This window comes from Thiosocius teredinicola (assembly GCF_002009425.1).
Taxonomy (GTDB): domain Bacteria; phylum Pseudomonadota; class Gammaproteobacteria; order Chromatiales; family Chromatiaceae; genus Thiosocius; species Thiosocius teredinicola.
The window spans coordinates 2,366,424-2,391,021 of record NZ_CP019936.1; the positions used below are offsets into that span (position 1 = coordinate 2,366,424).

Genomic DNA, 24,598 nt, shown 5'->3' on the forward strand with positions numbered 1-24,598 from the left:
ACCAGCGATGTCCCTCGACGGCTATGACGCTATTCGAACAGCAAGCGGTTGATCTCGATGGCTACTCCACCAAACCCGAGCCCGCTGCGATAGCCGTCGATCAGTGGGTTGTTGATGGGGTCTACACCGACATGCAGGGCGACCAGTTTCCAATCATCGCCTTCTTTGATCATGCTCGCGGTCCACTTGGAATCGAAGGCGAACGTGCGGCCGTCGGCAAGTTCGTAGGTGTCGGTCGATGTCCCGTGGCAGATGCCGAATTTGCCTTCGTAGATATTGGTCTTGATCGTCGCTTGAGGCTCAACGTGCATGCTTTTCAGGACGGCATCCGGTTTCTTGAACCAATCGTAAAACAGCTGTTCGACAGTGCGCCCGTCGGTCAACACCTCCTGGTTCATTACGGTGATGACGTAATCTTTGTGGAGATGGGATTGAAGTAGCGACGGCTGGTCGTTGTTGACCGCTGTTTGCGCCATCGTCAGGAGTTCGCGCAGTTGGCGATGGTCTTCCTCGGTACCGGTGTCGGTGGCTGCCGTTGCACCGAACGAGAGCAGAATCAGCAATACCATCAGATAGTTGTTCATCCTTTTTGCTCCTTCACAAGATGTGGGACGGGCTGTAGATACGATTGAGGCGAGCGACCGAGTGCGATACCGCGGCAACCCAAGGCAATCAACAATCCGGTCGCTACATCGAGCACATGATGTTGATGGGTCAGCAGGGTTGAAGCCGCGATACAGGCGAGCCATGCCCACAGTGCCGTTTTGATCGCGCGCGGTGCACCTTCGCCGCAAGCCGAAACGGCAATCGTTGCAAAAACGATATGCAGGGAGGGGACCAGGTTGTGCGGGGCATCAAGGGTAAACATCACGCCATACAGTGTTTCGTAGCCGGCAGGCAGCATGCGCTCAAACCCCAGTTGCGCAGGAAACAGCAACCACAACACCGCAGCGACAAGCAGGCCCAGTATGGCGGCCAACGCTTCACTTCGTGCACGTTCTCGCGGGATAGTAAACAAGGGCAGACAGAACAGCAGGAACAACGACAGGTACACCCAGACCGCCGCAGGTACCAAAGGGATATCAAGCTCGATCGGCAGATACAGAGCCAACAGATCGTTACGTTGGCTGGTCAGCCAGTTAACGCCGCCGTAGATCGGAAAAAACAACAGGTCGATCACCAGACACCATAGCAACACGGTGCGCAGCGTGGGCCAGTCCGGGATGCGAAACCATTGCTCGTTGTTCATAGCGCCTGTTCCAGATCCCGTTCGAGCTCGGGCGACGGCTTGCCCGGGTCTGGCTCGTCGGTATGCCGTGGGCCCAACCACAGGCTCCAATAAATACGTGCCCAGCCGGGACGTCTCAAGGAGTGGTCGATCAGCTTGGGCAGGGCATTCCAAGGTGCAGCCGGGTACTGATGATGCGCGAGGTGATAGTGATAGTTGAGGAACACCGCGCGGGTGAAAGCGCTGATGCGCAGGTTCCAGGCGCCGTTGCGGATGTCTCTCGGCGTCCATGCATGCGTCGCGTACTGCACTGCACACCACACCATGGCGAATGACCAATAACAGGCCAGCCAGCCAAGCAGACTCAGATCCAACAAAATGAACAGAGCCACTTGTATGCCGGCGCTGAGCAGGATGTCACGAACGACGGTTGCGGACGGTGCTTTGCAGACATCCTCAACCATCGGCCGCATGCCGTAGAATTCAGCGATCTTCTCCCGGAACAGCCTGGTCTTCACGACACCTGCGATATACAGCAGGTTGGCCAGCGGCACCGATAACCAGTAGAACCCACCCAGCAGACAGAAAAGACGAAACGTCGCCAGCCACATTGGGGTGCCCGGCGGGCAATAATCGTACAGTTCGACGTCGGTTCGGTTGCGCCGATGGTGGCCCAGATGACAAACCCGTTGGATGATGAATCCTGTGGGGAAGAACGCGGCAGACACGCGACCGAGTGCGTCGTTTACCCGGCGGTTGGGATGGAGCACGCCGTGCACCGCCTCATGCAGCAACGAGAAGATCGTGTTGTTGATCAATGCGAAGCCGACACAGGCGACTGCCCAGTGCCACCAGAACTGCGCATGCGATGCCAACCACAAGAACCCCGCCGCAGCCGACCAGGAAAGTACCGCGATGACGATATTGAGCCTAACCGGGATTGGCCACGTTGAACGCAAGGCGGTGCTGTTCATTGTCGTTTGCCGTTGATGAAATGAGTGTAGGGAGGAAGGGGCGATAATGCGGTGAGTGTTTCACCGGGTGCGATCACGCACCCGGGCCCGATACTGGATCGGGCGCCCACCACGGCGTAGCTGCCGACCGATACGGCGGCGATATCGACCAGAAACCGACCATCCTCGATCCGCGACAGGTGGCCGCTGATCAATGCCTCGGTTCCAATGACACTTCCATAGGCGACCTCAAGATAGGGCCGGTCCAGACTGCGGGCACCCGGCGCCCAGAATGAGGCCGGGTTGACCTTGGCACCCCACAGGTTCAACCAAAACGGGTACAGCCCCGGCACCAGCCGTAGCAGTTCTTCCAGCCAGGGAATGCGATTGAACGGCATTTGCAGCTGCAATAGCACCCACCATACTTTGAAGGCGGTGCTGTCTTGCCGGAGATCGCGGCCCTGAGGCTTACCGAACAGCGCCATCACGATGCGCGCTGTCACTGGCGGTAGAACGTAGAGTAGGGCAACGAACGTCGCCGTCCAGCCGACCGCGCCCGTAGTGAGCACCGTCGCCACGGATACGATGACGGCGATTGCCAATAACGGTATGGCATTGGCCAAAAGGGCAAAGCGGCTGATCGGCTCGACCTGCAGATCCGGTTGGGTGGCTTTATGCATAGTCAGGCAACCAACCCGCGAGGGCGTCGAGCTCGGGGCAGCGATGAAACAGTTTCCACGCGCGCGGTGCCAGGCGGCTTGATAAAAGGCTGGCGAGGAACTCAGGATTGTGTCGCAGCGCGACGATCTCTTTGGCGAAACGTGGACGCATTGGCATCAGTTCGGGATAGTCCAGGATTAATTGGTCGACAACCCGCATCCCGGCGCCTGTCGCACGTGGGTACATCATGGCCTTGAGAATCAGCACGAATAATCTCGCGTCCAATGTCCGGGCGTGCCGGCCGCGTGAGGCAAAGCACGTATCGTAGACCAAACGGTCGACCAGCGTGTGGCGCCGCTCGTCATGGGTGTGTTCCTGGTGCACGGCAAGCCAGTTGGGTTCGGCCGCGCCAAGTGGTTCGTCGGCATCTGCTTTGCCGAGATCACGCGCCATCGCCAGCGACGATTCTTCGATGAAGAACAACAACCACAATGGATGCGCCAACCAACGGGCGGCCAACCCCATCGACTTGATGAAACCGCGAATTTCCACCGATGGGGGAAAGAAGCAGAAATCCTTGTCGGCGTAGAGATCCGGCCTGCTTGCCTTGTTCAGTGCAACAAATGCCGCATCGTGTTCTTCTTCTTCGCGCAACATCTCCGATACCAACTCGCTCAATACCGGATAGCCCGACTTAACAAGGCGTTTCACGATGGGTGGCAGGATGGCGTGAACCAGGTAACGCTCGAAGAGAACGACCACCTCATTGGTGCGCAAGGCATAGAGCTGTGAGTACCGCAGCTGGTGACGTGGTTCGAGATCTCGCCATATCGGGCTGTAGAAGAGTTGACTGTACTCAGCCGGAAGGAACAGCTTGTTGTGGTCTATCTGACCGAGCTGCACCTGCTTGGTCCGCCCATGCCCTGAGCGGATTGCGTTGAGCATCTCGCATGCCAACGTCTCAGGATCTTTGCCAGCCATCACTCAACTCAGACCATTGTCCGAAGTACATACCCTGTTTCTTGAACACCTCTTTGCGAAATACCGGATTGAACCGCAAGTAGGTGAACAGCCGGACGGGGTCTCGCAGATTGGTTTTGAAATCCAACATTCGGTGCACCAGCGACGGCAGCGAACTGAACGTTGAACGTGCCTCGAAGCAGGCCTCAGTGAGTTCGTCCGGCGTCATGCGAGCCGGTACGAACGGTGCGTAGTTGAAACGGTATGCGGGGTGCAGCCACCATTTGCCGTCATACAACAGACGGTTCTGATCGCGTAGCGAATCGTACAGTGGCGTGCCCGGATAGGGCGTCAGCATATTGAAGGCGGCAAAGGTGAACCGGCTTTCCAAGGCAAAATCCAGCGTGCGGCGTATCGAATCCCGGGTTTCGTGATCGTAGCCGAGGACGAACGCGGCCCAGGTCTGCAAGCCGTAGTCCCGCAGTATCTTGACCTGACTGCGGTAGCCATCGAAAGCCCGCAAATTATGTCCTTTGTGCATATCGCTCAGGTTGTCGGGCGTGATCGACTCGAAGCCGATGACATGCCCCAGGCAACCGCTCTGGATCATCAGGTCCATGAGTTCGGCGTCTCGCAACATATCGAGGCTGGATTGGCTCACCCAGCGGATCTTCAGCGGTATCAGGGCCTTGAACAGTTCCTTGGCGGCTTTGCGGTTGGCGCACAGATTGTCGTCGACAAAAAACACCAGGCGACGATTTTGGTCTGCAATCTCCCGAACCACCTCGTCGACATGGCGTACGTAGTGGCGGCTATTGAAATACTGCGCAATCGTGCAGAAATTGCAGTGGAAATGACAGCCGCGTGAAAACTGCATCAGGGTCATCGGCAGATAGCCTTTGCCGGCGAACAGGTCGCGCCGCGGAAGCACACCGGGATGGGCAACCCCGGGCGAGGCGCGATACACGCGTTTTAGCTGATGTTGTTCGGCATCCTCGAGCATGGATTGCCAGATCGTCTCGGCGTCGCCAAGCAAAATGGCGTCGGCATGTTCGAGGCATTCATCCGGGACCAGGGTCGGATGAACGCCGCCCATGATGACGGGGACTCCACGTCGGCGATACTCGGACGCGATTTCGTAGGCACGCTTTGCCGTGTAGGTTTCGACGGTGATGGCGACCAGGTCGGTTGGCTCGTCGAACGCAATGCTTTCCATTCGATCGTCAAAGAAGCAAACGGAATGATGCGGCGGCGTCAGGGCAGCCAGCACACCGATCTGTAGCGGCTCCATTCGCCCTTCGTCGATATAAGGGCCGTGTAGCATGCGGCCTATGTTAGGTTTGATCAGCGTAAGCTTCATCGGTTTGCGCCACACTTCCCAGGTGGCGACCTTGTTTATTGCGGATTTCCGATCGAGAGATCCAGTTGGCCAACACGGCGATATCCAGGTTCTTCCACGACGTCTGTCCTACAGGCCAAGGCATCAGTCGCGACGCAATTGAACCCGGGGCATAAAACCGAAGGCGCGCGTCGTAGCAGCCTTGCTCGAGTTGCTCCGGTGTCATGCCTTCGGGTCGGAAGATTGCTTGTCCATAGTGATAATCGGGTTCGAGCCACCAGCGGCGATGTAGCAAGCGGCCCTCCGTCCGCAGTCGGTCGTAGACGGGGCTTCCCGGCATCGGCGTCAGTGGATTGAAATTGGCAATGCACAGCTTCTGCTCAATGCTGAAATCGACGGTCTCGGCAAAGCTTGAAACGCTGTCGTTTGCATACCCGAAAACAAAGGTGCCGTACACGAGAATGTTGCGTTGGCGCAGGCGCTGAAGTGCCTGCTCATAAGTAGGCCGGCCTTTGTTCCAGCCTTTTGCCATCTCTTTCAGGTTGTCGGCTTGGAGCGATTCGAAACCGATCAGCACCATGAAACAGCCACTCTCAGCCAGCAAATCGAGGACAGCTTCGTCGCGACAAACGTCGAGACTGATCTGACAGCACCACTGCTTGCGCCGATGGAACGGCACACTGCGGTTGTAACGCACCAGCACTTTCAGCAAGGCAATGAGGGCCGATTTCGAAGCAAACAGGTTGTCGTCGACGAAAAACACGCGACGATGCCTCGCCTCGTCAAATGCACGCACGGTCTGCTCGATGCTGTAAGCGGCCTGATGCGATCCATAGAAAGATCGGATCGAGCAGAAGTCGCAGACGAAGCGACAACCGCGGCCATGTTGAATCAGCGATAGCGGAGCGTACCTTTTGTTGCGGAAGACACTGCGATCGGGTTGAACATGAAGTTGCGTTTGCGGCGACGTATCTCGGTATACAGCGCGCAGTTCGCCCGACATGAAGTCTTTGAGCAGTAACTGCCAGACGCCCTCTGCATCGCCCACGACAACCGCATCCGCATACTGCTGGACCTCTTCGGTACACAAGGTGGGGTGATAACCGCCCATGACGACGGGGATTCCACGGTCGCGGAAGTGCTGCGAGAGTTGATATGCGCGGCGCGCGGTGAATGTTTCGACGGTGATTGCCACCAGGTCTGCGGAGTGCTCCAGATCGATCGGTTCAACACGCTCATCCATGAACGTGAAGGCGATATCGGGTGGAGTCAGCGACTTGAGCAAGGCCGGGGCGAGTGGCTCCATCGCATCTTTCGAGCGGAAATCTCCCATGTTCGGGCGAATCATCAAGATACGTTCGAGTCGTCGCTTGGTCATAAGCAGGCGACTTCCGTGTGAAACGCTTGGCGTGCCGCGTCACGGGCAGCTTGGCGCCCTTCGTCCCAGTGCACCAGGAAAAACCGGCTTCGATAACGCAAAGCTCTCAGTTTGCGCAGCGCCGCCAGGTAGGGATGGGTATCCGCAAAACCCAGCACCACAGTATCAAGACGCCGGGTTCTTGCCAGGTTAAGCAGGCTGACAGCAAGCCCGGGAAGCGCCTGTTCGTTTCCTGCCATAATTGCAAGGTGCGACAAAAAGGCCTGATTCAGCACTTTGCCGGGGCGCGGCAGGACAGGGTACCCGGCCAGTTTCAGCGGGACGTTCAGCAAACTCCGCGTACCGGCGAGAAGCGGCGCATAGCCTGTTACACGTTGCTGGCGGCATGCTCTCTGATCCCAGAGTGTTCCGCATCCGACCGGTTGTCCGTCTTTAAGCAGCAACAGGGTGTTCTCCATGTCCCAGCCGACTGTTCCGAGTGCTCGCAGTTCGGCGCTGTCCCAATAGGGATACATGCCGAACTGACGGCCGTAAGTTTGAAGCAGGGTGGCAATGCTGTCGAGGTCAGACGGTGAGGCCTGACGGATCTTGAATCCCCGTGGCACCTTGAGCGCGGCGAAACCCTGTTTGGTGCTGGCGACGAGCGTGACGAATTCCGATACTGGAAGATAGGTGGGCATGCCTTTGATACCCGAATTCAATAGGCGCGCTGCCGTGGTATTGTCGCTGAGGATGCTGGTCAGGTAGTAAGGCGTTTCTTGACGCCCATCGTTCAGCAACTCGCGGCATTGCTCGAATCCACGCAGAATCACCCGCGATCGTGCCCGCCAGTGCGGCAACACCCGCAACTGGCCCAGGTAACCCAGGCGCCGGTGTTCACCATTGATCCAGGCGCGGCGGACCGAGCGCGAGAAAAAACCGACCGGTTCGCCCTCATTCGTGCTGGCAAGCAGGGTGCGCGAGTCGCCCTCGATCGGGCAGGCCGCGAAATAACTCGGTTCGCGTTCGAAGCTGATCGTTGCCCAACCTGGTAATGGCGTCGAACTCAAGATGCTGCGCAGAGCGGCCTCGTCGTCGGCTCCTGCGTCGGTGAAGGCGTAGCGCGCAGTCGCAGTGCTACTCACTGGACCTCCAACAGGCTCCCTTTCCAGCCTTCGTCTCCCAGCGGGAAGTTGTTGCGCTGATCCACTTCGCGCCGGTGCATGAGATTGATCATCAGGTAATTGCGTGCCATGAAGGCATCACGGCCTGCGAGCTCACGCAACCAGCGGCTGCCTATGCTGCGCCAGCTGTAGAAACTTTTCCTCGCGCGCAGGCAGCCTTCGCGTATCGCGTGGTGGCTCAGCGATGCAGGGTGGAAAGGCACATCGTTGTATCGATAGCTGTCGTCCAGCCACCAAGCCGGGTAGCGCAGCCTGCCTTGCTGTTCCAATTGGCTGTACAGCGGTGTTCCGGGAAACGGTGTGAGATGGTTGAATGCCGCCAGATAGAAACCGTTGCTGATTGCAAAATCAGCTGCGGCGTCAAAGCTTTCTTGTTGATCGTTGTCATGCCCAAACGTGAAAGTGCCATACACCCGGATGCCATGGCGTTTGAGATTGTCCAGGGCTTGCGGATAGCCACCGCGCATCGTGTTGAATGCCTTGCCCATCGCTTTCAGATTGGTTCGGTCCAGGCTCTCGAAACCGATCAGGGCGCCGCGGCAGCCGCTGCGCCGGGCGAGTTCAAGGAATTCCTCGTCGTGCGCCGCGTCAATCGACAGCTGCGTTACCCAGCGCAGCTGCAGGGGGATCAGTGCCTGCATGAACAACTTGGCCTCGGCCGGGTCGTTGGCGAAGTTGTCGTCGACAAAGAAAAAGAAGCGGTGCCGGGATTTCAGTGCGGCAAGCTCGTTGATCACACTGTCGAGTTCGCGGCGCGTACTCTTACGGTCGAAGAAGCTCTGAATCGCACAGAAGCGGCATTTGAAACGGCAGCCACGGGCCGTTTCAACCAAGCCTATCGGCAGATAACGCTTCTTGGCGAACAAGCTGCGGTCGTAGTGCGCTGAACCTTTGCCAAATCCGCTCTCGCCGCCATGGTAGGTCGCTTGAAGCGTTCCATGCCGGGCGTCGTCAAGCAGTTGCGCCCATACGCCTTCGGCCTCTCCAATCACTACAGCCTCGGCGTAGCGCGCTGCATCCTCTGGTCGGAGGGTCGCGTGGAAGCCGCCCATCACCACCGGTACACCACGGCGACGGTATTCGGACGCAATCTGTGCCGCGCGGCGGAAGGTGTAGGTTTCCACGCTCAACGCAACCAGGTCGGTTGGCTCGTCGTAGGGAATGACCTCCATACGGTCGTCGTAGAAACGCAGTTCGATATCCGACGGTGTAAGTCCGGCAAGCGCGGCTATCGACAGGGGCTCCATCTGCCACGTGCCGATATAGCGCGTGTCACCCTGTTTTCGGCCAATCGCCGGGTGAATCAATGTCAGCCGCATACCGCCCGATTCTTGCTTTTTGAGCTTACGCTGATGTTCTCCGTTGTATCGGACTGAATCATGTGCAGCGGATTGGAGAACAGGACATCGGTCTGCCAGTCACAGGTATAGAAACGGTCGAGGTTGTGGGCATAAAAGCGGTAACCGAGGTTCGCACTGATTGCCAAGGGTTTGACATTTCGTGCCTTTACCAAACGTTTGGCGATGGCTTTCCAGCCGTATACCTGCTGCCATGCTCGCTCATGACCGATACGCAACTCGTCGACCGTCATGTTCTTTGGTTGAAACACCACGTGTTGGCCGTCGTACAATTCCCAATTGTGGGTGAGGATGCGTCCTTCGGCCTGCAAGCGGCGATGGATCGGGGTGCCCGGGAAAGGTGTGAGCACGGCAAAGCGCGGCAGATCGATGCCGGCGTCGACGGCAAACTGCACCGTGGCGTCGAATACGTCCGGCGTGTCGTGATCCAGGCCAAAGACGAAGCACCCTTGTATCGCGATACCGAGTTTGTGCAGGTCGCCGATCAGTTGCTTGTAGCCGACTGAGGCATTGAAGCGCTTCTTGGCGTCGCGCAGGCTTTCCTCGGAGACGGTCTCCAGACCAAGCAACAGCCCTCGACAACCGCTCTTGGCCATCAGCTCCATCAGTTCATCATCATGCGCGATCAGCACGGTGGACAGGCCATACCATTGCACCCGCAGAGGCATCAGCGCACGAAACAGCGCTTTTGCATAATCCGTATCCGATACCAGGTTGAGATCGATGAAGATGATCTTCTTCTTGCCCACCCGGCGAATGTCTTCGACTACCCAGTCGATCGGTTTCTGATACTGCTTTCTTCCCCAAGCGGCCGGCGCCACGCAAAACTCACAATCGTGGGCGCATGAGCGTGTGGCTTCGAATACCGCCTGGGTGAGAAAGAGTCGTTTGTCGAAGAGTTCGCGGCGTGCGAACGGCATGTCGTCGAACGAAAGGTCGGGGCTCTGATAGTAGGCGGACTGCATGACACCCTGACTGAAGTCACGCAGCAGTTGGGGCCAAGACTGTTCCGCATATCCCACGCAAATGGCGTCGGCATATTGCCGGGCTTCGTGCGGCATCAGTGTGACGTGCGGCCCGCCGAGAACGACCGGGATTCCGCGTTCGCGGAAATGCTTGCTGAGTTCGTACGCCCGAGGTGCTGTGCCGGTGATTACGGTCATGCCGATGATATCGGCATCCAGGTCATCGGGGATGTCCTGAATGCCTTCGTCGATCAGCTCGATATGGGCGTCCAACTCGGCCGGAATCAATGCCGCCAGCGTCGTCAGAGTCAGTGGCTGGTACCGCAGGGACTTGCGAAAGATGCCCCCTTTATGCCGATAAAGCGGTCCTTTGGGTGAAATCAGTACGACCTTCATGTCTTCTCCAGCGCTCCGGTGCGCACGAAATACTCAAACCAACCGTCGTCCTTGTCGAGCGTTGGGACTTTGATGGTAGCCAAAGGGGTTCCGCGTGTCTCTCTCAATCGCTGGGCGATGGCGGCAGACAGTCGTTTCACCCTGACGGCGCACACCGGCTTCAGTTGCCCGATCGCGCGTGCGTGGCGATAGTGCAATACCTCACCCAATGCTTCCTCGACTCGCTGTGCCAAGCCTTTTGCCGACTCACGGTCGCTCGCACCGGCTTCGAGAAACAGGTAGTAGCCTCGGTTGTCCGGCGTCGGTGCGACAAAAGCGTCGATGCCGGTGGGCAAGCGTTGTTGAAGCAACGATTCATCAAGCTTCTCTCCGCACAGGTCGACGCACAGATCGCCACGGCCGACAAAGGCCAATGTCGGCGTCTGCCGGTAGTACCCGGTTACGACAACACGGTCACCCGTGTCATACCGCCAAAGCCCCGAACGCGTAGTGACTACCACACGACCCTGATCGCCTTCCCGCCATTCCCACAGCGGCATGCAGGTGCCGTCGTCTCTGTGCAGTTCGAGAAAGCTGCTGTTGACGGCCGCCACCGGGTTTGGCGGTGCGGTCAAAGGTACGCTGACGGCAGCCTCGGTGGATATCAGTCCCTTGGGTTGAATTGATACATTTGGAAAGCGCCGCCGTAAACCGGCGATATGCCTTGCCGCCGAGCCTTCGGTCCAGCAACTGATCAGGTTCAGCATCGGCCAGAGTACACGTGTATCGAGAACGTTTCCGCGGGTTGCATCGCGCAGCCGTTGCGCGGTTTGAACGCCGTTCGAGCACACGGCTGCGAGTGCCGGCTGCAGCGCTGGTGGAGGCCCGTGAGGTAACGGGTTGACCAACGCATCGGCGATCTTGTCTGTTTGCTCGATCAACACATCCAGCAGGGGATGCAGGAATGTCGGGCTCCAGATGGAGATGAAGTTCAGGTCATCTGCGGCAGCAAGAAACAGTGCTGACCAGAAGAGCCATTCGTCGGAATCCGACAGGGTCGATAGGGCGAGAGGTACCGCTGAAATATGGACGAGTAGCGACGCGGCGTCGCCGAAATAGATCGCATCGTCGCCGGATGCCCGATCGGCAAATGCCCCAGTGCCTGCCGGACTCAACGCCCAGTAGGCACGCCCTTGCGCAAAGCCCGGCACGGTACGGCACAGATCGCACAGCCACGGGTAGAGCGCGTGGCGAAAGCCATCGAGTCCGGCGTTGCTGTAGGGGATGAGCTTCGCAGCCAGCGTGGAACCGGAAGTCCATTCCTGGTGCACGACCGGCTCAGCACATAAGGTGCTTTGGCCTTTGCTCCATTTGGCCAGATCATGGGCTACGTCGTGATAGTCGACGATCGGCATCCGCTCGGCGTACTGGCCGTAGTTATTGATCGCCGAGAAATGAAACTTCTGGCCCAACTCGGCCCCGCTGTTGACGTCCAAGGCGTGCTGCAGGAAGTTCTCTTGGGCTGCGCGCGGTTGCCCACAGTCCCGCACAAACCGGGCGTGATAGCGTTGCGCTACGTCAAGCAGTTGATTCCAGGCGTTCGTCGCTGTCGTCACAGGGGGCTTCTGCCAGTCCACGATTGAAAACCCGACGCGCCAGCGGCTTGAGGTTGTCGGAACTCAATTCCGTCAAACAGGCCAGTTCGTCGCCTTGCGCGTACCCCGGGTTCGCCTGAAGAAAAAACTCAACCTCGGGTCGTCTGCGTTCAGATACGTCGACAATGGCAAGCTCTTGGCGCAAATGTCCGCGACTGGTGTCGAACTTGATCACGCCGAGCGCTGGCTGATAGTGGGCCCCGAAACGCTGTGTGGCCACGGCCTCCAGCAAGGCTCGCGCCTCATCCGGCGTCGCGTCGACAGGGTGCGGCCAATACGTCCGGCTGAAAGCGGCAAGATATCGATAGGTTCGAATGCCTTTGCTGATCAAAAACCAATAGAGCGGCGCCTCGGGTTCGCGGGCTTTTTCGCGTCCCGCCTGGTAGAGCCATTCGAAAGCCAGCGCCTGGCTACCCCAATGCGCGCGGTTGATGATGGTATCGCCGGAATAGATCACGCGTACCGGTTGACGTGTGGTCGGGTGCAGCGTCGCGTAAACCAGGTAGGTACTGAAACCCTGCAGGGCCTGGGTTTCATCCTGCAACAGCACGACTCGGTGTTTTTCACTGAGGTCTTCATCGAATCGGGCGCGGTCTATCTCGTCGTAGTGGGAGGCCATCAGCTGATACATCTGCTGACGGTCATCCGCATTCAAGTCCGAAATATGGCGCGTCGTTGCCCTGAGCATGGTCCTGGATCTGGTGACTTCCCGGTCGAATCCTAGATTACAGCAAAACCGTGCACTTGCCGACCGGGGCGAAGCAGGCGATCCGCAGGTAAGGTATCGGCCCAACACCCAACGGCTACCCGGGCCGACAACGCTGATTTCGACTCAGGCCATCTTGATCGAAACGGTCACACCGGGGCCGGGATTGTTGCGAACGTTGATCTGCCATCCGTACATATCACACAACCGCTTGACGATATTCAGGCCGATGCCTTCACCGGCGCGCTGCGCACCGCGACCCTTGACGTGGCGATCGAAGATATGCGGAATCAGATCGTCGTCAATACCGATGCCCGTATCCTCGACGCTCAGCGAATCGCCGCGGATGATGATGCGGATGGATCCGGCATCGGTGTGCTTGATGGCGTTACGACACAGATTGCTGACAATGATCTCGAGGACTTTGCGGTTTACCGGCACCCACAGCGGTTGCTCGACGTCGACTTCGAGGCCGACGCGCTCCTGGTCCAACAAGGGCGAGAGCTTCGCCATCTCCACCTCAGACACCTCGGCGGCATCGACCGCATCGGATCGATCGAGCAGGGTGGGTTCGCGACCCAGAATCAAGAACGCGTCGATCAGTTCCGATACATCGCGACAGGCGCGGCGAATCATCTCGGCACGCTGTCTGCCTTTGTCCGACAGGCATTGTTCTGCGGCAAGAAACTGAGCCGCACCGTCGATGATCGTGATCGGGGTGCGCAGCTCATGGCTTACGTCGGAACTGAACTGACGTTCCCGTTCGACCATGGCATCCATGCGGCGGGCATAGTCGTCCAACGCGATCGCCAGCTCCTTGGTCTCGCCTTTGAGTTCCTGCAACGGAATCTTGGGCCGGCCCTGTTCCGGCGAGCTTTCCTCCAGCCGGCGAGCGATGCGCAGAATCGGCGACACGGCTCGGTCGCTGACGCGATACGCGACCCAGCTGGCGCCGTACACAATGACCAGCAGCAGACCGATCGGTACCAGGCCGAACATGCCGACCAGCTTGTCGACGTTGTAGCCGGCAAATACCAGGTACAGGCGACCCTGAGCGTAATCCTCGATGTATACCGGCGTGGGTTTTTCACGTCCGCTCAGTAGCACGGAATCATGTAGCCCCGGCGCGAGGCCGACCAGCTCGCCCGGTACCGTATCGCCACCGCCGGCCGTGCCGAGATAGCCGATCAGGTTCCGGGTTCTGGGTAAGGGGAAGGTCGGATCCTGCAGTCTCGCATCAATAAAAGACTGAGCTTCCAGCGCAAGCGCCTGTTTGACCAGGATCTGCTGCAATATCCAGGTCACCCCGGCCACGCTCAGCAATACGGTGAAGAAGATGAACGCCGCCTGCAGCAGGTAGCGCTGCCAGCGTTCACGCTCTCTCATGGGGTGCCGCCGGGAACATACAAGCGATAGCCGATCCCGTGGACGGTGTGCAGCAGCTTGGTATCGAATGCCTTGTCGATGGCGTTGCGCAAGGTCGACATGTGGGTGCGCAAGGAGTCGCTGTCGGTCGGTTCATCTCCCCAGACGAAGGACTCGATCTCACGCCGGGTGACGACGCGATGGGTATTTTCCATCAGCAGCCGGAGTATCTTGAACGGTACCGGATTAAGGCGGATGCTCTGCTCGCCGCGCTGTGCCTCCAGCGTTTCGAGGTTGATCGTCAGGTCGCCAACCTCCAGCGAAGCGCGACCACTGACAAGCGAACGGCGCCACAATGCCTGAACCCTCGCGTAGACCTCCAACAGCTCGAAGGGCTTTACCAGGTAGTCGTCGGCGCCGGCGTCGAATCCCACCAGTTTTTGGTCGAGCGAATCGCGCGCCGTGAGCATCAGAATGGGCACCGTGGAATGCTTTACCGACCGTAGCTTCTTGCACAGGTTGATCCCGTCGAGCCCGGGCAACGCCAGATCCAGGATGATGACATCGAAATCGCCCGATGCCGCCAGGTTTAAACCGCTCAGCCCATCGAGCGCATGGTCGGCCACATGGCCGCGGTCAGTGAAAAAGTCGACCAACAGCGCGGCGATATCGGCGTTGTCCTCGATGATCAACACGCGACCGTGAAAATCATTCATAGATGTGCACCGCGGCGTTATTGCCAAGTGGTTCAATAACGTACATCTGAAGGTAGGGCATCGGTTTTAGTCAGCAGCATCTGTACGGTACCCAGATAGCGCTCAGCGAATCCACCTTCACTGTAGCAAAGATAGAAGTCCCACATGCGGATGAAGCGCTCCGAATACCCCAAGGCGCGCACCTCGTCCAGCCGCCCGAGAAACCGTTTGCGCCAATCGCGCAGTGTCTGCGCATAGTGCAGCCCGATATCCTCCATATGGGAGAGTTTCATGTCCGTTGCAGCGGTTACAGCGTCGGCCATCGCGGTGACTGAGGGGAGGAAGCCTCCCGGGAAGATGAAGCGCTTGATGAAATCGACCTCCTTGACCGCCCGGTGATACTGCTGGTCGCTGATGGTGATGGCCTGCAGCAGCATCATGCCGTCGGGTTTCAGCAGGTGGCTGCATTTCGCGAAGTACTGTTTCATGTACTGATGACCGACCGCTTCGATCATCTCGATCGACACGATCCGGTCGTATTGACCTTTCAGGTTTCGGTAGTCTTCGAGCAGAACCTCCACTTTGTCTGCGAGGCCGGCTTCGCGAACCCGCTGTCGTGCGAAACGATATTGCTCCTCGGATATCGTGGTCGTCGTCACCCGGCATCCATAGTGTTGTGCGGCATGAATAGCCAGACCACCCCAGCCGGTACCGACCTCCAACAAATGGGTGTGCGGAGACAAGCCCAATTTGCGGCACACACGATCGAGTTTCGCCTGTGCGGCTGCTTCCAGGCTCATGTCCGGCGTTGCATAGAAGGCACTCGAATACATCATGCGCGAATCCAGAAACAGGCCGAACAGGTCGTTACCGATGTCGTAGTGCGCGCTGATATTGCGCCGACTGCCGGCGGGCGTGTTGCGCATCGCCCAGTAGAAAGCGCGTCGTACCGCTCGCGTGATGATGCCCAGGCGACTCTCCATCGCCTCCATAACCGATCGATTCCTGACGAACAGGCGAACCAGCATCGTCAAATCGTTACACGTCCAATCGCCGTTCATGTAGCCTTCGCCGGCCGACGAAACGCCACCCATCGCGATCTGTGTCCAACTGGAGGGATGGTTTATCGTCACCGTCACGGGCTTGGGTATCCGAGAAGACGCCTGGCCGAACGACCAGGACTGCTCACCTTCGACGACCCTCAACTGTCCGTCGCTGATCTTGGCGAGTTGGCGCAACAGCATTGAGCGTGCGAACCGTGTCGCCCAACTGCCGCGCAGACGCTGGTTTCCGGTTTCAGGATAGGGGACGATAGACATCTTCATTGCCGCTTATTCGCCGCTAACGGCGCCTCCTGGGGCTTTGGGTGGGGTACATAAGGAATACGTTTCAGCCAGAGCCTTGTTGCCTCGTAATAGATGGCAGCCACTACCTTGGCGGTCATGAACGGGTAGGTCGCGAGGTTTCTGAGCAGGTTTGCCGCGGTCAGGGTCTGGCTGCGTAGAACCAGCGAAGCATCGAATAGGCGCTGATCGGCTTTTCGATTCTCGATATGGATGTGCAACCGGTCGTCGGGCTCGCTGATCTGCCACCGGTAGTCCATATCCAGGTCCATGAAAGGGGATACATGGAAGGCTTTCGGTGTCGAATGACGGATCGCCGCGGAATGGCGATCGGACGCCGGTATCAGGTAGCAGTGCCTTTCCCCCCACGGCGTATTGTTGACCTCGGCGAGGACGTAGCGCAGTTGTTCGCTGCGATCGAAGCAGTAATAGAAACTGACGGGATTGAAGCCTATCCCGAAGTACCTGAGGTTGGTCAACAGACGCACGTTGCTGATGGCAGCGTCGCCGCCCATTTCCCGCACGCGCTGCAGCACTGCCGATTTGAGGTCCGTTGTCGCGTCGCCCAGGTGTGCTGTGCGATCGAAACGAACCGGGGCAGGGCGTTTCGCTGAGCACAACGGCAATCGCCGCATCAGCGCCGGGAGCTCGTCGAGATCCAGATAAAACTGAAACACACGATAACGAAACGTGTGGTAGCGCGGCGCGAAACGCGTATGTCTAACCTGCCCGACGTAGAGCCGACTGTGCATCCTGTACCTCGTTGAACTCGCTGACGGCCTTTAGGGCACTGACTACGCCGTCTTCATGGAAGCCATTGCCCCAATAGGCGCCGCAGTAATAGGTGTTGCGCCTGCCGCTGATCTCGCTGCGACGCGTCTGGGCCTCTACTGTCTGTGCGGTGTACACAGGGTGTTGGTAACTCAGACGCTTGATGATCTTGTCTGCCGCGATCCCGCTATCGTTGTTGAGGGTAACCAGAAAGCGTACGGGCGCCTCAAGCCCCTGCAGGCGATTCATGTCGTAGGTCAGGGCAACGCAATTCCGGTCTTGTTGCAGGTGGTAGTTCCACGAAGCCCACGCCAGCTTGCGCTGCGGCATGACCGAGTCATCGGTATGCAGCACGGCCTCGTTGCTTTGGTAATGAATCGATCCGAGTACCGCCGTCTCCTGGGGCGACGGGTCGGCCAGCAGACGAAGTGCCTGGTCGCTGTGCGTTGCGATAACCACCGCGTCAAAGCGTTCGACTCCGTACTTGCGAGTGCTGATGTCGACGCCGCTGGGGAGCCGGCGCACCGACTCGACCGGCGTATTCAATCGAATGCCGTCGGTATAGGGGGCGGACAAGGGTTTCAGATACTGCTTCGATCCGCCTTTGATCACATACCATTGCGGCCGGTCCTTGAGTTCAAGCAGGCCATGATTGACGAAAAAGCGGATAAACAGGGCAGCCGGAAAATCCTGCATCTTCTGCGGGTCGGTCGACCAGATAGCCGCGCCCATGGGGATGATGTAGCGATGAACGAACTCGCTGGAATATCGATGTACCAGGAGAAACTCACCCAGTGACATCTCTGCCTTGCCGTCTGTCCACAAGGCCGGTGCCTCGCGGTTGAAGCGCAGGATTTCGCGCACCATGCGATAGAAGCTGGGACGCAGGAGGTTTCTGCGCTGCGCAAACACCGTGTTCAGCGAATGACCGTTGTATTCGAGACCGGTTGTCGCGCATTTCACGCTAAAGCTCATCTCGGTCGGCTGATACTCGACGCCGAGTCGGTTCAGCAGGCCAAGAAAATTGGGATAGGTGCGTTCGTTGAACACGATAAAACCGGTGTCGACGGCGTAATTGACGCCGTTCCATGCCAGATCGTGCGTGTGTGTATGCCCGCCGAGGTGATCATCGGCTTCAAACACCGTGACCTGATGGCGCTGCGACAGGTGATAGGCCGCGACGTTGCCCGAAATGCCGCTACCGATGACGGCCAGCTTCATGAGTTCGTCTCCCAGCGTTGTGGCACTTTGTTGATCTTCGAAACGTCGTAACCCAGCGAGCGCACGGTGTCGATCAACTTCGCGTACGTCGCTTCGTCAAGGTGGGGTTCACGCGCCATGATCCATACGTAGTCGCGTTTCTCTCGACCGATGATGGTCGCGTGATAGTCGGTATCGAGATATACAATCCGGTAGTCGGCCTTGATCGGCCAGATGAACTGCATCCCCCACAGGGCGGCGTTGTGCTCGTCGATGAACCCGACGGGCTGCATTTCCTTGAGCGGGCCGTCGAAGCCGCCCTTACGAAAGGTGAACGTGGTTTGCACACGTCGTGGGCCGACGCGCTCGTAGTTCTCCACTGCATTGTAGATGTCCTTCTCGAACGGGGTCGGAATGCTGGCAATGACGTACCAATCACCCATGAACCGGTCGATATCGACCGAGCTCACCGTTGGCATCGGTCGATTCGTCGAGCATCCAGAGAGCAGGGCGGCGATCAGTGTGAGGGTAGCGGTTCGATTCACGCTCATGATGAGGATCCCTTACGCACGTAACGCAACCATTCCCCGTTCTCGACTTTGGTCTGTAGCGCCTGCCATTGGTTGCTTTCGTCGTACCAAAGATCGATGACGAGATCATTGGCTGCCAGGCGGTATCGTTGCTTACCGTAAGACTGCTTGTTGAAACGCAGGGGCTCGTCACCGACGAACGACAACACGGTAGTCTCATAGGTCCCGGTTTGCGGATTCAGCAGGCGGTCGGATTGCAGCAAGGCCCGGTCCCAGTAGGCGAAACTGCGGACGCAACCGGCGAGCGCCGTTCGCTGCGAAGCCGTGCGAACCATTAACCGGTCTTGCGAGCCGCTCGCCTTGACCGACAGGGATTCGCCATCGTCGAAGGTATCGGCATTCATTTCGGTGAGACAGTTGCCCTGCCAGGTCTCGGACGCCTTGTGCCGATACTCGTAGGCCGTGAAGAACAGCACATCAACCTGCATCTCTGCATGTATATCCACCTCTCGTCGGTCGCCCTCGGCCTTGATGACGACTTGGTGGGTGCCAATGCGCCGGTCCCCGAGAAAAACGTCGAACTCCAGCTGGCTCGGCGAGGCATGAACGCAAGCCGACGCTGTCAAAAGCATGCCCAGTGCAACAATCTTCATGGTCGACTCCCTTGTGCGCTGTGGTCGGATTGGTGACTCGGCGGCCAGGGAATGAACGCCGACGTGGTTTTGACATAGCGGCGGTAATCCGGGCGCCGCTCCGCGATGTCTTTTTCAAGCATGACGACACCCGATACTCGGAGTAGCAGGAAGGTCATCAGGAGCGGGGCAACGATCGTCCAAGCGCTGCCGGCGGCAACCGCGAACAGGTAAAAGCTCCACCAGATACAGGCTTCGCCGAAATAATTCGGATGGCGGCTGTAACGCCATACACCCGTATCCAAGACCTGGTCGCGGTTGTTCGGATCGCGCTTGAACCTCGTCAACTGCCAGTCAGCGACCGTTTCAAATCCGAAGCCGACCACGAACACGGCCATGGCGACCGCGTGCAACACACCGAATTCAACCAGGTGGGCAAAGGCGGCAGCCAGTGGCACCGATATCAACCACGCAAGAGCCGCCTGCAGGCCGAACACGCTCCACAGGCTATGCAGAGCGAACCTGGGGTTCTTGCGGCGAAATGATTGATAGCGGTGGTCTTCCTCCTTGCCGGAATTGCGCACGGTTAGATGTACGGCAAGGCGCACCGACCATACGGCGATCAGTATCATCAGCATCTGGGCGGCATCGTTGGCGTGGGTACCCTGGGCCGCGTAAACGGTCGCGGCAGCCAGGAAGAACAGGGGCCACAGCGTATCGACGATATTCACATTCGAGCGCTTGTATGCGTATAGCCAACCGGCCAGTGCCATCGCGAGCAGCCAGGGTAAGCTTGACAACCAGATAGCGATCATGACGCCTCCCGGGACAGGGCGAGGGGTGGCGACTTGAAGCCGTCATAGGTCTGCGCGAGCTTGACCAGCGCCGGGAACAACACGGCCCATCCCGCCGCCAAGATGAGATAGGCAAGCATCGGGTCGGCAATGGTTACGGCCTCCATCCGCTCGCCGGCGAAGAACGCCAATGGTCCGCCTACGGCACCGAATGCCATGGCGAGCCACAGCTTGCCGTGCATCCAGCGCAGCGAGACATTGAGTGTGGTGGCCAATAGTGGCCACATGGCTACAATCCACAAAGGGGCTTGCTGGCCGACGATCTGGCCGAAGGGATAGCTCAGGACACCCGAGAGCGTCAGCAGGTTTTCCCAGGCGAGCCCGAGCAGCAACGACAGACCAATCAGGCGTAACTCCGGGTTCATGCCCGGCGCGCTATTGAGGTGGACAGCTACCGCAAGCGCCACGACAACCAGCGCCCAGAAGTGCCACGGGCTCCCGCCCAACAGCACACAGGCGAACCAGCCGAGTTGGAACAAGACGAAATTGACCAGCTTAGCCTTCATTGGCGTCACGCTTGACGAAGAGATAGTGGCCCACCAGCCATTCCTGCCCCTGGTTGAAGGCAAACAACTCGCTGCAGGCGAGGAAAAAGATGCGCCAACGCTGCCACCAAACATCGGCAAAATCGCGCCCGTAAGTCGATACGAACAGCGGCTGAAGCTCGCGACGCTTGCCGTCCATGTTGTGCAGCCACGCCTCACAGGTCCGCGAGTAATGTTTTCCCGACCAGAACCAGCGGCGCTCAAGTCTTAGTCGACCATCACACAGCAACGGCAGGTCGGCGCTCGGCATCATGCCACCGGAGAAGAAATGACGACTCATCCAGTCGCTCGGCCCCTGATCGAGGAACAGGTACGGCGTGGTGCGGTGAACGAAGATATGCATGAAGAAATGCCCGTCGGGTGCAAGCCAGCCAGTAACCCGATTCAACAGCCGTTCCCAGTTGCGCATGTGCTCGAACATCTCGACCGACACGACCCGGTCGAATGCGCCCTCTGGCTGGAACACGTTCATGTCGGCCGTGATCACTTCGAGGTTATGGATATCACGTGCCTCAGCTTCGGCGACGATTGCCGCCCGTTGCGAATGGGAGTTCGACACTGCCGTGATACGGCTGTCGGGGAACCGTTGCGCCATGAACAGCGACAAAGATCCCCAACCACAGCCCAGTTCGAGGATGCGCTGACCGTTCTGCAGCCCGGCACGATCGCAGGTTATCTGCAGTGCGGCAGCCTCAGCATCATCGAGCGTCTGCGTGTCGTCGCCCCAATAGGCGCAGCTGTATTTGCGGTGGGTGCCGAGCACCTGCTGGAAAAAGGCCGGCGGCAGTTCGTAGTGCTGTTGATTGGCCTTGTCGGTCGACTCGGCGATGTTTCCGGATCGCATGGTCTGCAGAAACACCTGTTCGCGATCGGCAGCTTGCTCGATGTCGTGCGCACCGATGTCGTCGAGGCGCTGCTGGAGAAGTCGTCTTATCCCGGCCCGCATTACGGCATCGGGTACGAACCCACGTTCGAATATCGAATGCACCTTACGACTGCCCATGCTCAACCCCGCTTTTCGTTCGTTGGGGTGGAGTCTAGGCAGCGTGTGTCAAGCGAAACTCAAGCGAATGTCAAAAACCTGTTAAATCCACGCGGCGGGGTTTTCCTCGCACGCTGCGCCATGGTGCAACTCAATGAAAAACTTAGAAAAAGCGAATTACCCTGGGCAATAGATTGATTGACCTGGACAAGGGATAAGAATGTTCTCTGCGGAGTACGGTGTTGACGATTTCGAAGGTTGAATCATTCCGGGCAGCGGAACGTCGTGATTGCGATACCTGTGAGAGAAACCGGGAAAAGTCTCACAGGCGAGGCCCGGCAATAAAAAGCCCCCGATGGATCGGGGGCAACGCACGGAGGTGAGATGGATGCTGTCGTGATCTACCGATAGACAGCCGTTCTCCCCGGATTGATGGTCTACTTGTTTGCCGCCAGGGCGGAATCAGTAGAAGGATCTTTGGGCGATTTCGCATACAAGGCGTAGGCCCCGAAACGCATCTGGTGGGCGCGACCGAGTTTCTGTTCGTAGAAGTCGATCTCAAACTGCTTGGTCAGCTTGTCGCCGTCCCAGGTATACGCCTTGAAGTACTGTTCGTCGTCTTTGCCTTTCTTGTCCCAGTTGGCCAGGAGCGAGCTGGTGTAATACTGGCGCTTGCCGTCCCAGCTGCCCGAAACCATGTTCACCTGGCTGGCGATTTTCGTTTCGTAGGTCTGCTTCGGGTTGTGCGGATCGCTGATGTCGAAATAGCGGGTCTTGCCGTCCATGAAGGTGTTGACGAAGAATCCCGAATCGTCGGAGGCGATCGAAAAATCGACGGGCAGCGGGATCTTCGCAGGATCGCCGATATCGGCAACGGCTTTCGCCTGCCATTCACCGGCATCGTCTTCGTAGATCAGCCAGACTTTCGACGTTAGAGCCGTCGTGGTCATGCACCAGTTGTTGTTCGGCTGCCAGGCGCAGCGGATCTCAAGCGGCGCTCCCGGAACATCCAGCACCTTTTTCGGCTTACGCGTGTGCAGATCCCAGATAACGACCGTGTTGCCGAATCGTTTCATTGCTTCCTTGTCATTGAGCATCTTGCCGAAGTCCATCATGTAGTTGGACCAGCCGGTGAACGACGATGTGACCATGACATTGCGACGCGGCAGCGCACGCACGTCGTAGCCGTAGCCATCTGCATAGTTGCCGCTCTTCTCAGCCCCCTGCAGATTGGCATCCGTGGGCATCCAGTGGGTAGCAACATATTCGCCGGCATTGGTGTACTCGACGAGCGCGGTACGACCGCCATGGTCTTTGTTATTGGAAAGCCCGGTGATCATCATCCGGCCCGGCAGGGCATAGGTCGTATGCGGCCCGACGACGCCGCCACTCTTGGCGACGAAGTCCGTGACGATCTTGTGCAGCTTAGGATTGGCCGGGTCGGTGTGCACATCGAAAATGAAAATTTTGTTGGTATCCAGGCCACCGGCCCAGAGGTATCGGCGGTCGTCGGTGAAGCCGGAATGGTGCGCCTCGTTTCTGCCACCCACCGAGAGCGTGTTGATCACCTGGCCGTAGGTTCCGGATTTCGGATTTACGTCGACGGTAACCAGTTTGTCTTGTCCGTCGCCAATGCCTTCCACGCCCAACGTCCAGACGTAAACAAAATCCTCCTGCCCGACAATCTTGGCCATATAGGGCGACATGCAGGTTTCATCGGCGTAGACCTGCGGAGCGGCCATCGAAACGACCGTTGCAAGCGAAGTACCCAGCAGCACCTTACTCAGCTTCTTTAAGACCTGAGTAGTCATCATAGTTTTCCTCCAATACATGGTTTGAACCGCAGACCCGACTCGCGCGGGCGGCGGTATTGTCTAGCCGCCCGCTGTTCCGCGCCTGCGTCCGTCCTGTTGCCGGACGGATCCGCAACTGTTGAGCAAACTTGGTGCCATGGAGGTGTGCCGACCGGCATACGTAGAGCGCGCGTCGAGTCATGGTCAATCGCGGCGTCGCAAATGCGTTGAGCCGGACACACGTAATACGCACGGTGTGTCAACGATTTCTCAGTAGAACTACGTGACCCGGACAATGAACAAAGCCTTGTTCGATGGTATGAAATGTGCGATCAACTCGCTCTAATGAACAAATCAACAACGAGTTATCACGTGCCAAGCAAACTGGTTTTCTTTTTACTTTGGGTTCTATGTTCGAGTACGGCACTCGCCATCGGTGGTGGGTTTACGTTGACGGCCGATGATGAAAGCCGTTACTCGCTTGGCGATTCGCGGGGCAGGGTAGTTGTCATCTCGTTTGGATACACTTTCTGTCCGGATATCTGCCCCACCGCGCTGGCCACGATCGGTCAGGCATTGAAGCAGATGGGTAAGGATGCCGAACAGGTCGACGCGCTGTTCATCTCGCTGGATCCAGACAGGGATACTACGGAGCGCCTACGTAGTTATACGGAGTTCTTCCACCCACGATTGATCGGTCTGACCGGTTCGGCCGCCGAACTGAAACAGGTCGCTGATCAATACAAGGTGTATTACGGGTTCGTCGGCAAGGGGAAAACCGAGCGTTACAGCATGGACCATTCGGCGAATCTTTATATACTCGATACCGAAGGCCGCCTGTCGAGTATGTTGCCGCACGGCATGCCGCCGGGTGCATTGGTCGACCGGATCCGGCAGGCTATGCAGAGTACCGTACCGAACAACGACAACAACAACTTGAAACGCCCGACCGTGTCGAATTGAATCCCGCTTTGATAAGGGAGCGCCCCGGGCCTTACATCTACCGAAACAAGATGTCACCCGCCTCGCTGGCCGAACGCCAAGAATTCGAATCAGTCTGTTGCAGGATGCAAAAAAATACCCGCCCCAAAAGGGCGGGTGATAAAGAGAGGCGACACCCCGAGCACCCGAGGTGTCGTGTCGCGCCA

Annotated in this window: 24 protein-coding genes; 1 reads left to right on the plus strand and 23 read right to left on the minus strand. The window is 58.2% G+C overall.

Annotated elements, in window-relative coordinates; translation table 11 throughout:
* Positions 1-29: 29 nt before the first annotated feature.
* The 23 genes from B1781_RS11415 to mtoX form a co-directional block, all read right to left on the minus strand.
* Entirely contained in the window at positions 30-584 is a 555-nt protein-coding gene (locus B1781_RS11415; RefSeq protein WP_078119791.1) for a DUF4440 domain-containing protein, read from the minus strand.
* A complete protein-coding gene (locus tag B1781_RS11420; RefSeq protein WP_078119792.1) occupies positions 581-1,249 on the minus strand; it encodes a phosphatase PAP2 family protein in 669 nt (222 codons plus the stop codon). The genes B1781_RS11415 and B1781_RS11420 overlap by 4 nt, the downstream gene beginning before the upstream one ends.
* Positions 1,246-2,202 carry a fatty acid desaturase family protein gene (locus B1781_RS11425; protein WP_078119793.1) on the minus strand — a complete coding sequence of 319 codons (957 nt, stop codon included), beginning with the start codon at positions 2,200-2,202 and terminating at the stop codon, positions 1,246-1,248. Before B1781_RS11425 ends, B1781_RS11420 begins: the two co-directional genes overlap by 4 nt.
* Positions 2,199-2,861, minus strand: coding sequence for a hypothetical protein (locus tag B1781_RS11430; protein ID WP_078119794.1), 663 nt, complete (start codon positions 2,859-2,861; stop codon positions 2,199-2,201). Before B1781_RS11430 ends, B1781_RS11425 begins: the two co-directional genes overlap by 4 nt.
* Positions 2,854-3,822 carry a diiron oxygenase gene (locus B1781_RS11435; RefSeq protein ID WP_078119795.1) on the minus strand — a complete coding sequence of 323 codons (969 nt, stop codon included), beginning with the start codon at positions 3,820-3,822 and terminating at the stop codon, positions 2,854-2,856. Before B1781_RS11435 ends, B1781_RS11430 begins: the two co-directional genes overlap by 8 nt.
* Positions 3,803-5,092, minus strand: coding sequence for a B12-binding domain-containing radical SAM protein (locus B1781_RS11440; RefSeq protein WP_334223975.1), 1,290 nt, complete (start codon positions 5,090-5,092; stop codon positions 3,803-3,805). The genes B1781_RS11435 and B1781_RS11440 overlap by 20 nt, the downstream gene beginning before the upstream one ends.
* A gap of 43 nt (positions 5,093-5,135) precedes the next feature.
* Complete coding sequence (locus B1781_RS11445; RefSeq protein WP_078119796.1) at positions 5,136-6,518, minus strand: B12-binding domain-containing radical SAM protein; 1,383 nt, start codon at positions 6,516-6,518, stop codon at positions 5,136-5,138.
* Entirely contained in the window at positions 6,515-7,567 is a 1,053-nt protein-coding gene (locus B1781_RS11450; RefSeq protein ID WP_125932040.1) for a hypothetical protein, read from the minus strand. The genes B1781_RS11445 and B1781_RS11450 overlap by 4 nt, the downstream gene beginning before the upstream one ends.
* A gap of 71 nt (positions 7,568-7,638) precedes the next feature.
* A complete protein-coding gene (locus B1781_RS11455) occupies positions 7,639-9,000 on the minus strand; it encodes a B12-binding domain-containing radical SAM protein (RefSeq protein WP_078119798.1) in 1,362 nt (453 codons plus the stop codon).
* On the minus strand, positions 8,991-10,400 hold the full coding sequence (locus B1781_RS11460) for a B12-binding domain-containing radical SAM protein (protein ID WP_078119799.1): 1,410 nt from the start codon (positions 10,398-10,400) through the stop codon (positions 8,991-8,993). The genes B1781_RS11455 and B1781_RS11460 overlap by 10 nt, the downstream gene beginning before the upstream one ends.
* On the minus strand, positions 10,397-11,995 hold the full coding sequence (locus B1781_RS11465) for a GH3 family domain-containing protein (protein ID WP_164513355.1): 1,599 nt from the start codon (positions 11,993-11,995) through the stop codon (positions 10,397-10,399). Before B1781_RS11465 ends, B1781_RS11460 begins: the two co-directional genes overlap by 4 nt.
* Positions 11,958-12,653: a hypothetical protein gene (locus B1781_RS11470; protein ID WP_174575408.1), complete on the minus strand. Its 696-nt coding sequence runs from the start codon at positions 12,651-12,653 to the stop codon at positions 11,958-11,960. Before B1781_RS11470 ends, B1781_RS11465 begins: the two co-directional genes overlap by 38 nt.
* Positions 12,654-12,866: 213 nt before the next feature.
* Positions 12,867-14,126 carry a sensor histidine kinase gene (locus B1781_RS11475; protein WP_078119801.1) on the minus strand — a complete coding sequence of 420 codons (1,260 nt, stop codon included), beginning with the start codon at positions 14,124-14,126 and terminating at the stop codon, positions 12,867-12,869.
* Positions 14,123-14,821: a response regulator transcription factor gene (locus B1781_RS11480; RefSeq protein WP_078119802.1), complete on the minus strand. Its 699-nt coding sequence runs from the start codon at positions 14,819-14,821 to the stop codon at positions 14,123-14,125. The genes B1781_RS11475 and B1781_RS11480 overlap by 4 nt, the downstream gene beginning before the upstream one ends.
* Positions 14,822-14,853: 32 nt before the next feature.
* Positions 14,854-16,125, minus strand: a complete 1,272-nt coding sequence (locus B1781_RS11485) for a class I SAM-dependent methyltransferase (protein WP_125932041.1) — start codon at positions 16,123-16,125, stop codon at positions 14,854-14,856.
* Complete coding sequence (locus B1781_RS11490; RefSeq protein WP_078119803.1) at positions 16,122-16,895, minus strand: DUF1365 domain-containing protein; 774 nt, start codon at positions 16,893-16,895, stop codon at positions 16,122-16,124. Before B1781_RS11490 ends, B1781_RS11485 begins: the two co-directional genes overlap by 4 nt.
* Positions 16,864-18,135 (minus strand): NAD(P)/FAD-dependent oxidoreductase, encoded by a 1,272-nt coding sequence (locus tag B1781_RS11495; RefSeq protein WP_078119804.1) that lies wholly within the window; start codon positions 18,133-18,135, stop codon positions 16,864-16,866. The genes B1781_RS11490 and B1781_RS11495 overlap by 32 nt, the downstream gene beginning before the upstream one ends.
* On the minus strand, positions 18,132-18,665 hold the full coding sequence (locus B1781_RS11500; RefSeq protein WP_078119805.1) for a lipocalin family protein: 534 nt from the start codon (positions 18,663-18,665) through the stop codon (positions 18,132-18,134). Before B1781_RS11500 ends, B1781_RS11495 begins: the two co-directional genes overlap by 4 nt.
* A complete protein-coding gene (locus B1781_RS11505) occupies positions 18,662-19,297 on the minus strand; it encodes a DUF6134 family protein (protein ID WP_078119806.1) in 636 nt (211 codons plus the stop codon). Before B1781_RS11505 ends, B1781_RS11500 begins: the two co-directional genes overlap by 4 nt.
* Positions 19,294-20,091, minus strand: coding sequence for a DUF1295 domain-containing protein (locus B1781_RS11510; protein ID WP_078119807.1), 798 nt, complete (start codon positions 20,089-20,091; stop codon positions 19,294-19,296). Before B1781_RS11510 ends, B1781_RS11505 begins: the two co-directional genes overlap by 4 nt.
* Positions 20,088-20,636: a DUF2878 domain-containing protein gene (locus B1781_RS11515; protein WP_078119808.1), complete on the minus strand. Its 549-nt coding sequence runs from the start codon at positions 20,634-20,636 to the stop codon at positions 20,088-20,090. The genes B1781_RS11510 and B1781_RS11515 overlap by 4 nt, the downstream gene beginning before the upstream one ends.
* Positions 20,626-21,678 (minus strand): class I SAM-dependent methyltransferase, encoded by a 1,053-nt coding sequence (locus B1781_RS11520; RefSeq protein ID WP_078119809.1) that lies wholly within the window; start codon positions 21,676-21,678, stop codon positions 20,626-20,628. The genes B1781_RS11515 and B1781_RS11520 overlap by 11 nt, the downstream gene beginning before the upstream one ends.
* 416 nt (positions 21,679-22,094) lie before the next feature.
* Positions 22,095-23,471, minus strand: a complete 1,377-nt coding sequence (mtoX, locus tag B1781_RS11525) for a methanethiol oxidase (protein ID WP_334223976.1) — start codon at positions 23,469-23,471, stop codon at positions 22,095-22,097.
* Positions 23,472-23,900: 429 nt separating this feature from the next.
* On the opposite strand from mtoX, the gene B1781_RS11530 reads away from it, so the two are divergent.
* On the plus strand, positions 23,901-24,413 hold the full coding sequence (locus B1781_RS11530; protein ID WP_164513356.1) for an SCO family protein: 513 nt from the start codon (positions 23,901-23,903) through the stop codon (positions 24,411-24,413).
* The last annotated feature ends 185 nt before the right edge of the window (positions 24,414-24,598 follow it).

Excerpts from the sequence above, each read along its gene's own strand:
- B1781_RS11415 (WP_078119791.1), bottom strand. The coding sequence starts at position 584 with ATGAACAACTATCTGATGGTATTGCTGATTCTGCTCTCGTTCGGTGCA.
- B1781_RS11420 (WP_078119792.1), bottom strand. The coding sequence starts at position 1,249 with ATGAACAACGAGCAATGGTTTCGCATCCCGGACTGGCCCACGCTGCGC.
- B1781_RS11425 (WP_078119793.1), bottom strand. The coding sequence starts at position 2,202 with ATGAACAGCACCGCCTTGCGTTCAACGTGGCCAATCCCGGTTAGGCTC.
- B1781_RS11430 (WP_078119794.1), bottom strand. The coding sequence starts at position 2,861 with ATGCATAAAGCCACCCAACCGGATCTGCAGGTCGAGCCGATCAGCCGC.
- B1781_RS11435 (WP_078119795.1), bottom strand. The coding sequence starts at position 3,822 with ATGGCTGGCAAAGATCCTGAGACGTTGGCATGCGAGATGCTCAACGCA.
- B1781_RS11440 (WP_334223975.1), bottom strand. The coding sequence starts at position 5,092 with ATGGAGCCGCTACAGATCGGTGTGCTGGCTGCCCTGACGCCGCCGCAT.
- B1781_RS11445 (WP_078119796.1), bottom strand. The coding sequence starts at position 6,518 with ATGACCAAGCGACGACTCGAACGTATCTTGATGATTCGCCCGAACATG.
- B1781_RS11455 (WP_078119798.1), bottom strand. The coding sequence starts at position 9,000 with ATGCGGCTGACATTGATTCACCCGGCGATTGGCCGAAAACAGGGTGAC.
- B1781_RS11460 (WP_078119799.1), bottom strand. The coding sequence starts at position 10,400 with ATGAAGGTCGTACTGATTTCACCCAAAGGACCGCTTTATCGGCATAAA.
- B1781_RS11470 (WP_174575408.1), bottom strand. The coding sequence starts at position 12,653 with ATGGCCTCCCACTACGACGAGATAGACCGCGCCCGATTCGATGAAGAC.
- B1781_RS11475 (WP_078119801.1), bottom strand. The coding sequence starts at position 14,126 with ATGAGAGAGCGTGAACGCTGGCAGCGCTACCTGCTGCAGGCGGCGTTC.
- B1781_RS11480 (WP_078119802.1), bottom strand. The coding sequence starts at position 14,821 with ATGAATGATTTTCACGGTCGCGTGTTGATCATCGAGGACAACGCCGAT.
- B1781_RS11485 (WP_125932041.1), bottom strand. The coding sequence starts at position 16,125 with ATGAAGATGTCTATCGTCCCCTATCCTGAAACCGGAAACCAGCGTCTG.
- B1781_RS11490 (WP_078119803.1), bottom strand. The coding sequence starts at position 16,895 with ATGCACAGTCGGCTCTACGTCGGGCAGGTTAGACATACGCGTTTCGCG.
- B1781_RS11495 (WP_078119804.1), bottom strand. The coding sequence starts at position 18,135 with ATGAAGCTGGCCGTCATCGGTAGCGGCATTTCGGGCAACGTCGCGGCC.
- B1781_RS11500 (WP_078119805.1), bottom strand. The coding sequence starts at position 18,665 with ATGAGCGTGAATCGAACCGCTACCCTCACACTGATCGCCGCCCTGCTC.
- B1781_RS11505 (WP_078119806.1), bottom strand. The coding sequence starts at position 19,297 with ATGAAGATTGTTGCACTGGGCATGCTTTTGACAGCGTCGGCTTGCGTT.
- B1781_RS11510 (WP_078119807.1), bottom strand. The coding sequence starts at position 20,091 with ATGATCGCTATCTGGTTGTCAAGCTTACCCTGGCTGCTCGCGATGGCA.
- B1781_RS11515 (WP_078119808.1), bottom strand. The coding sequence starts at position 20,636 with ATGAAGGCTAAGCTGGTCAATTTCGTCTTGTTCCAACTCGGCTGGTTC.
- B1781_RS11520 (WP_078119809.1), bottom strand. The coding sequence starts at position 21,678 with ATGGGCAGTCGTAAGGTGCATTCGATATTCGAACGTGGGTTCGTACCC.
- mtoX (WP_334223976.1), bottom strand. The coding sequence starts at position 23,471 with ATGATGACTACTCAGGTCTTAAAGAAGCTGAGTAAGGTGCTGCTGGGT.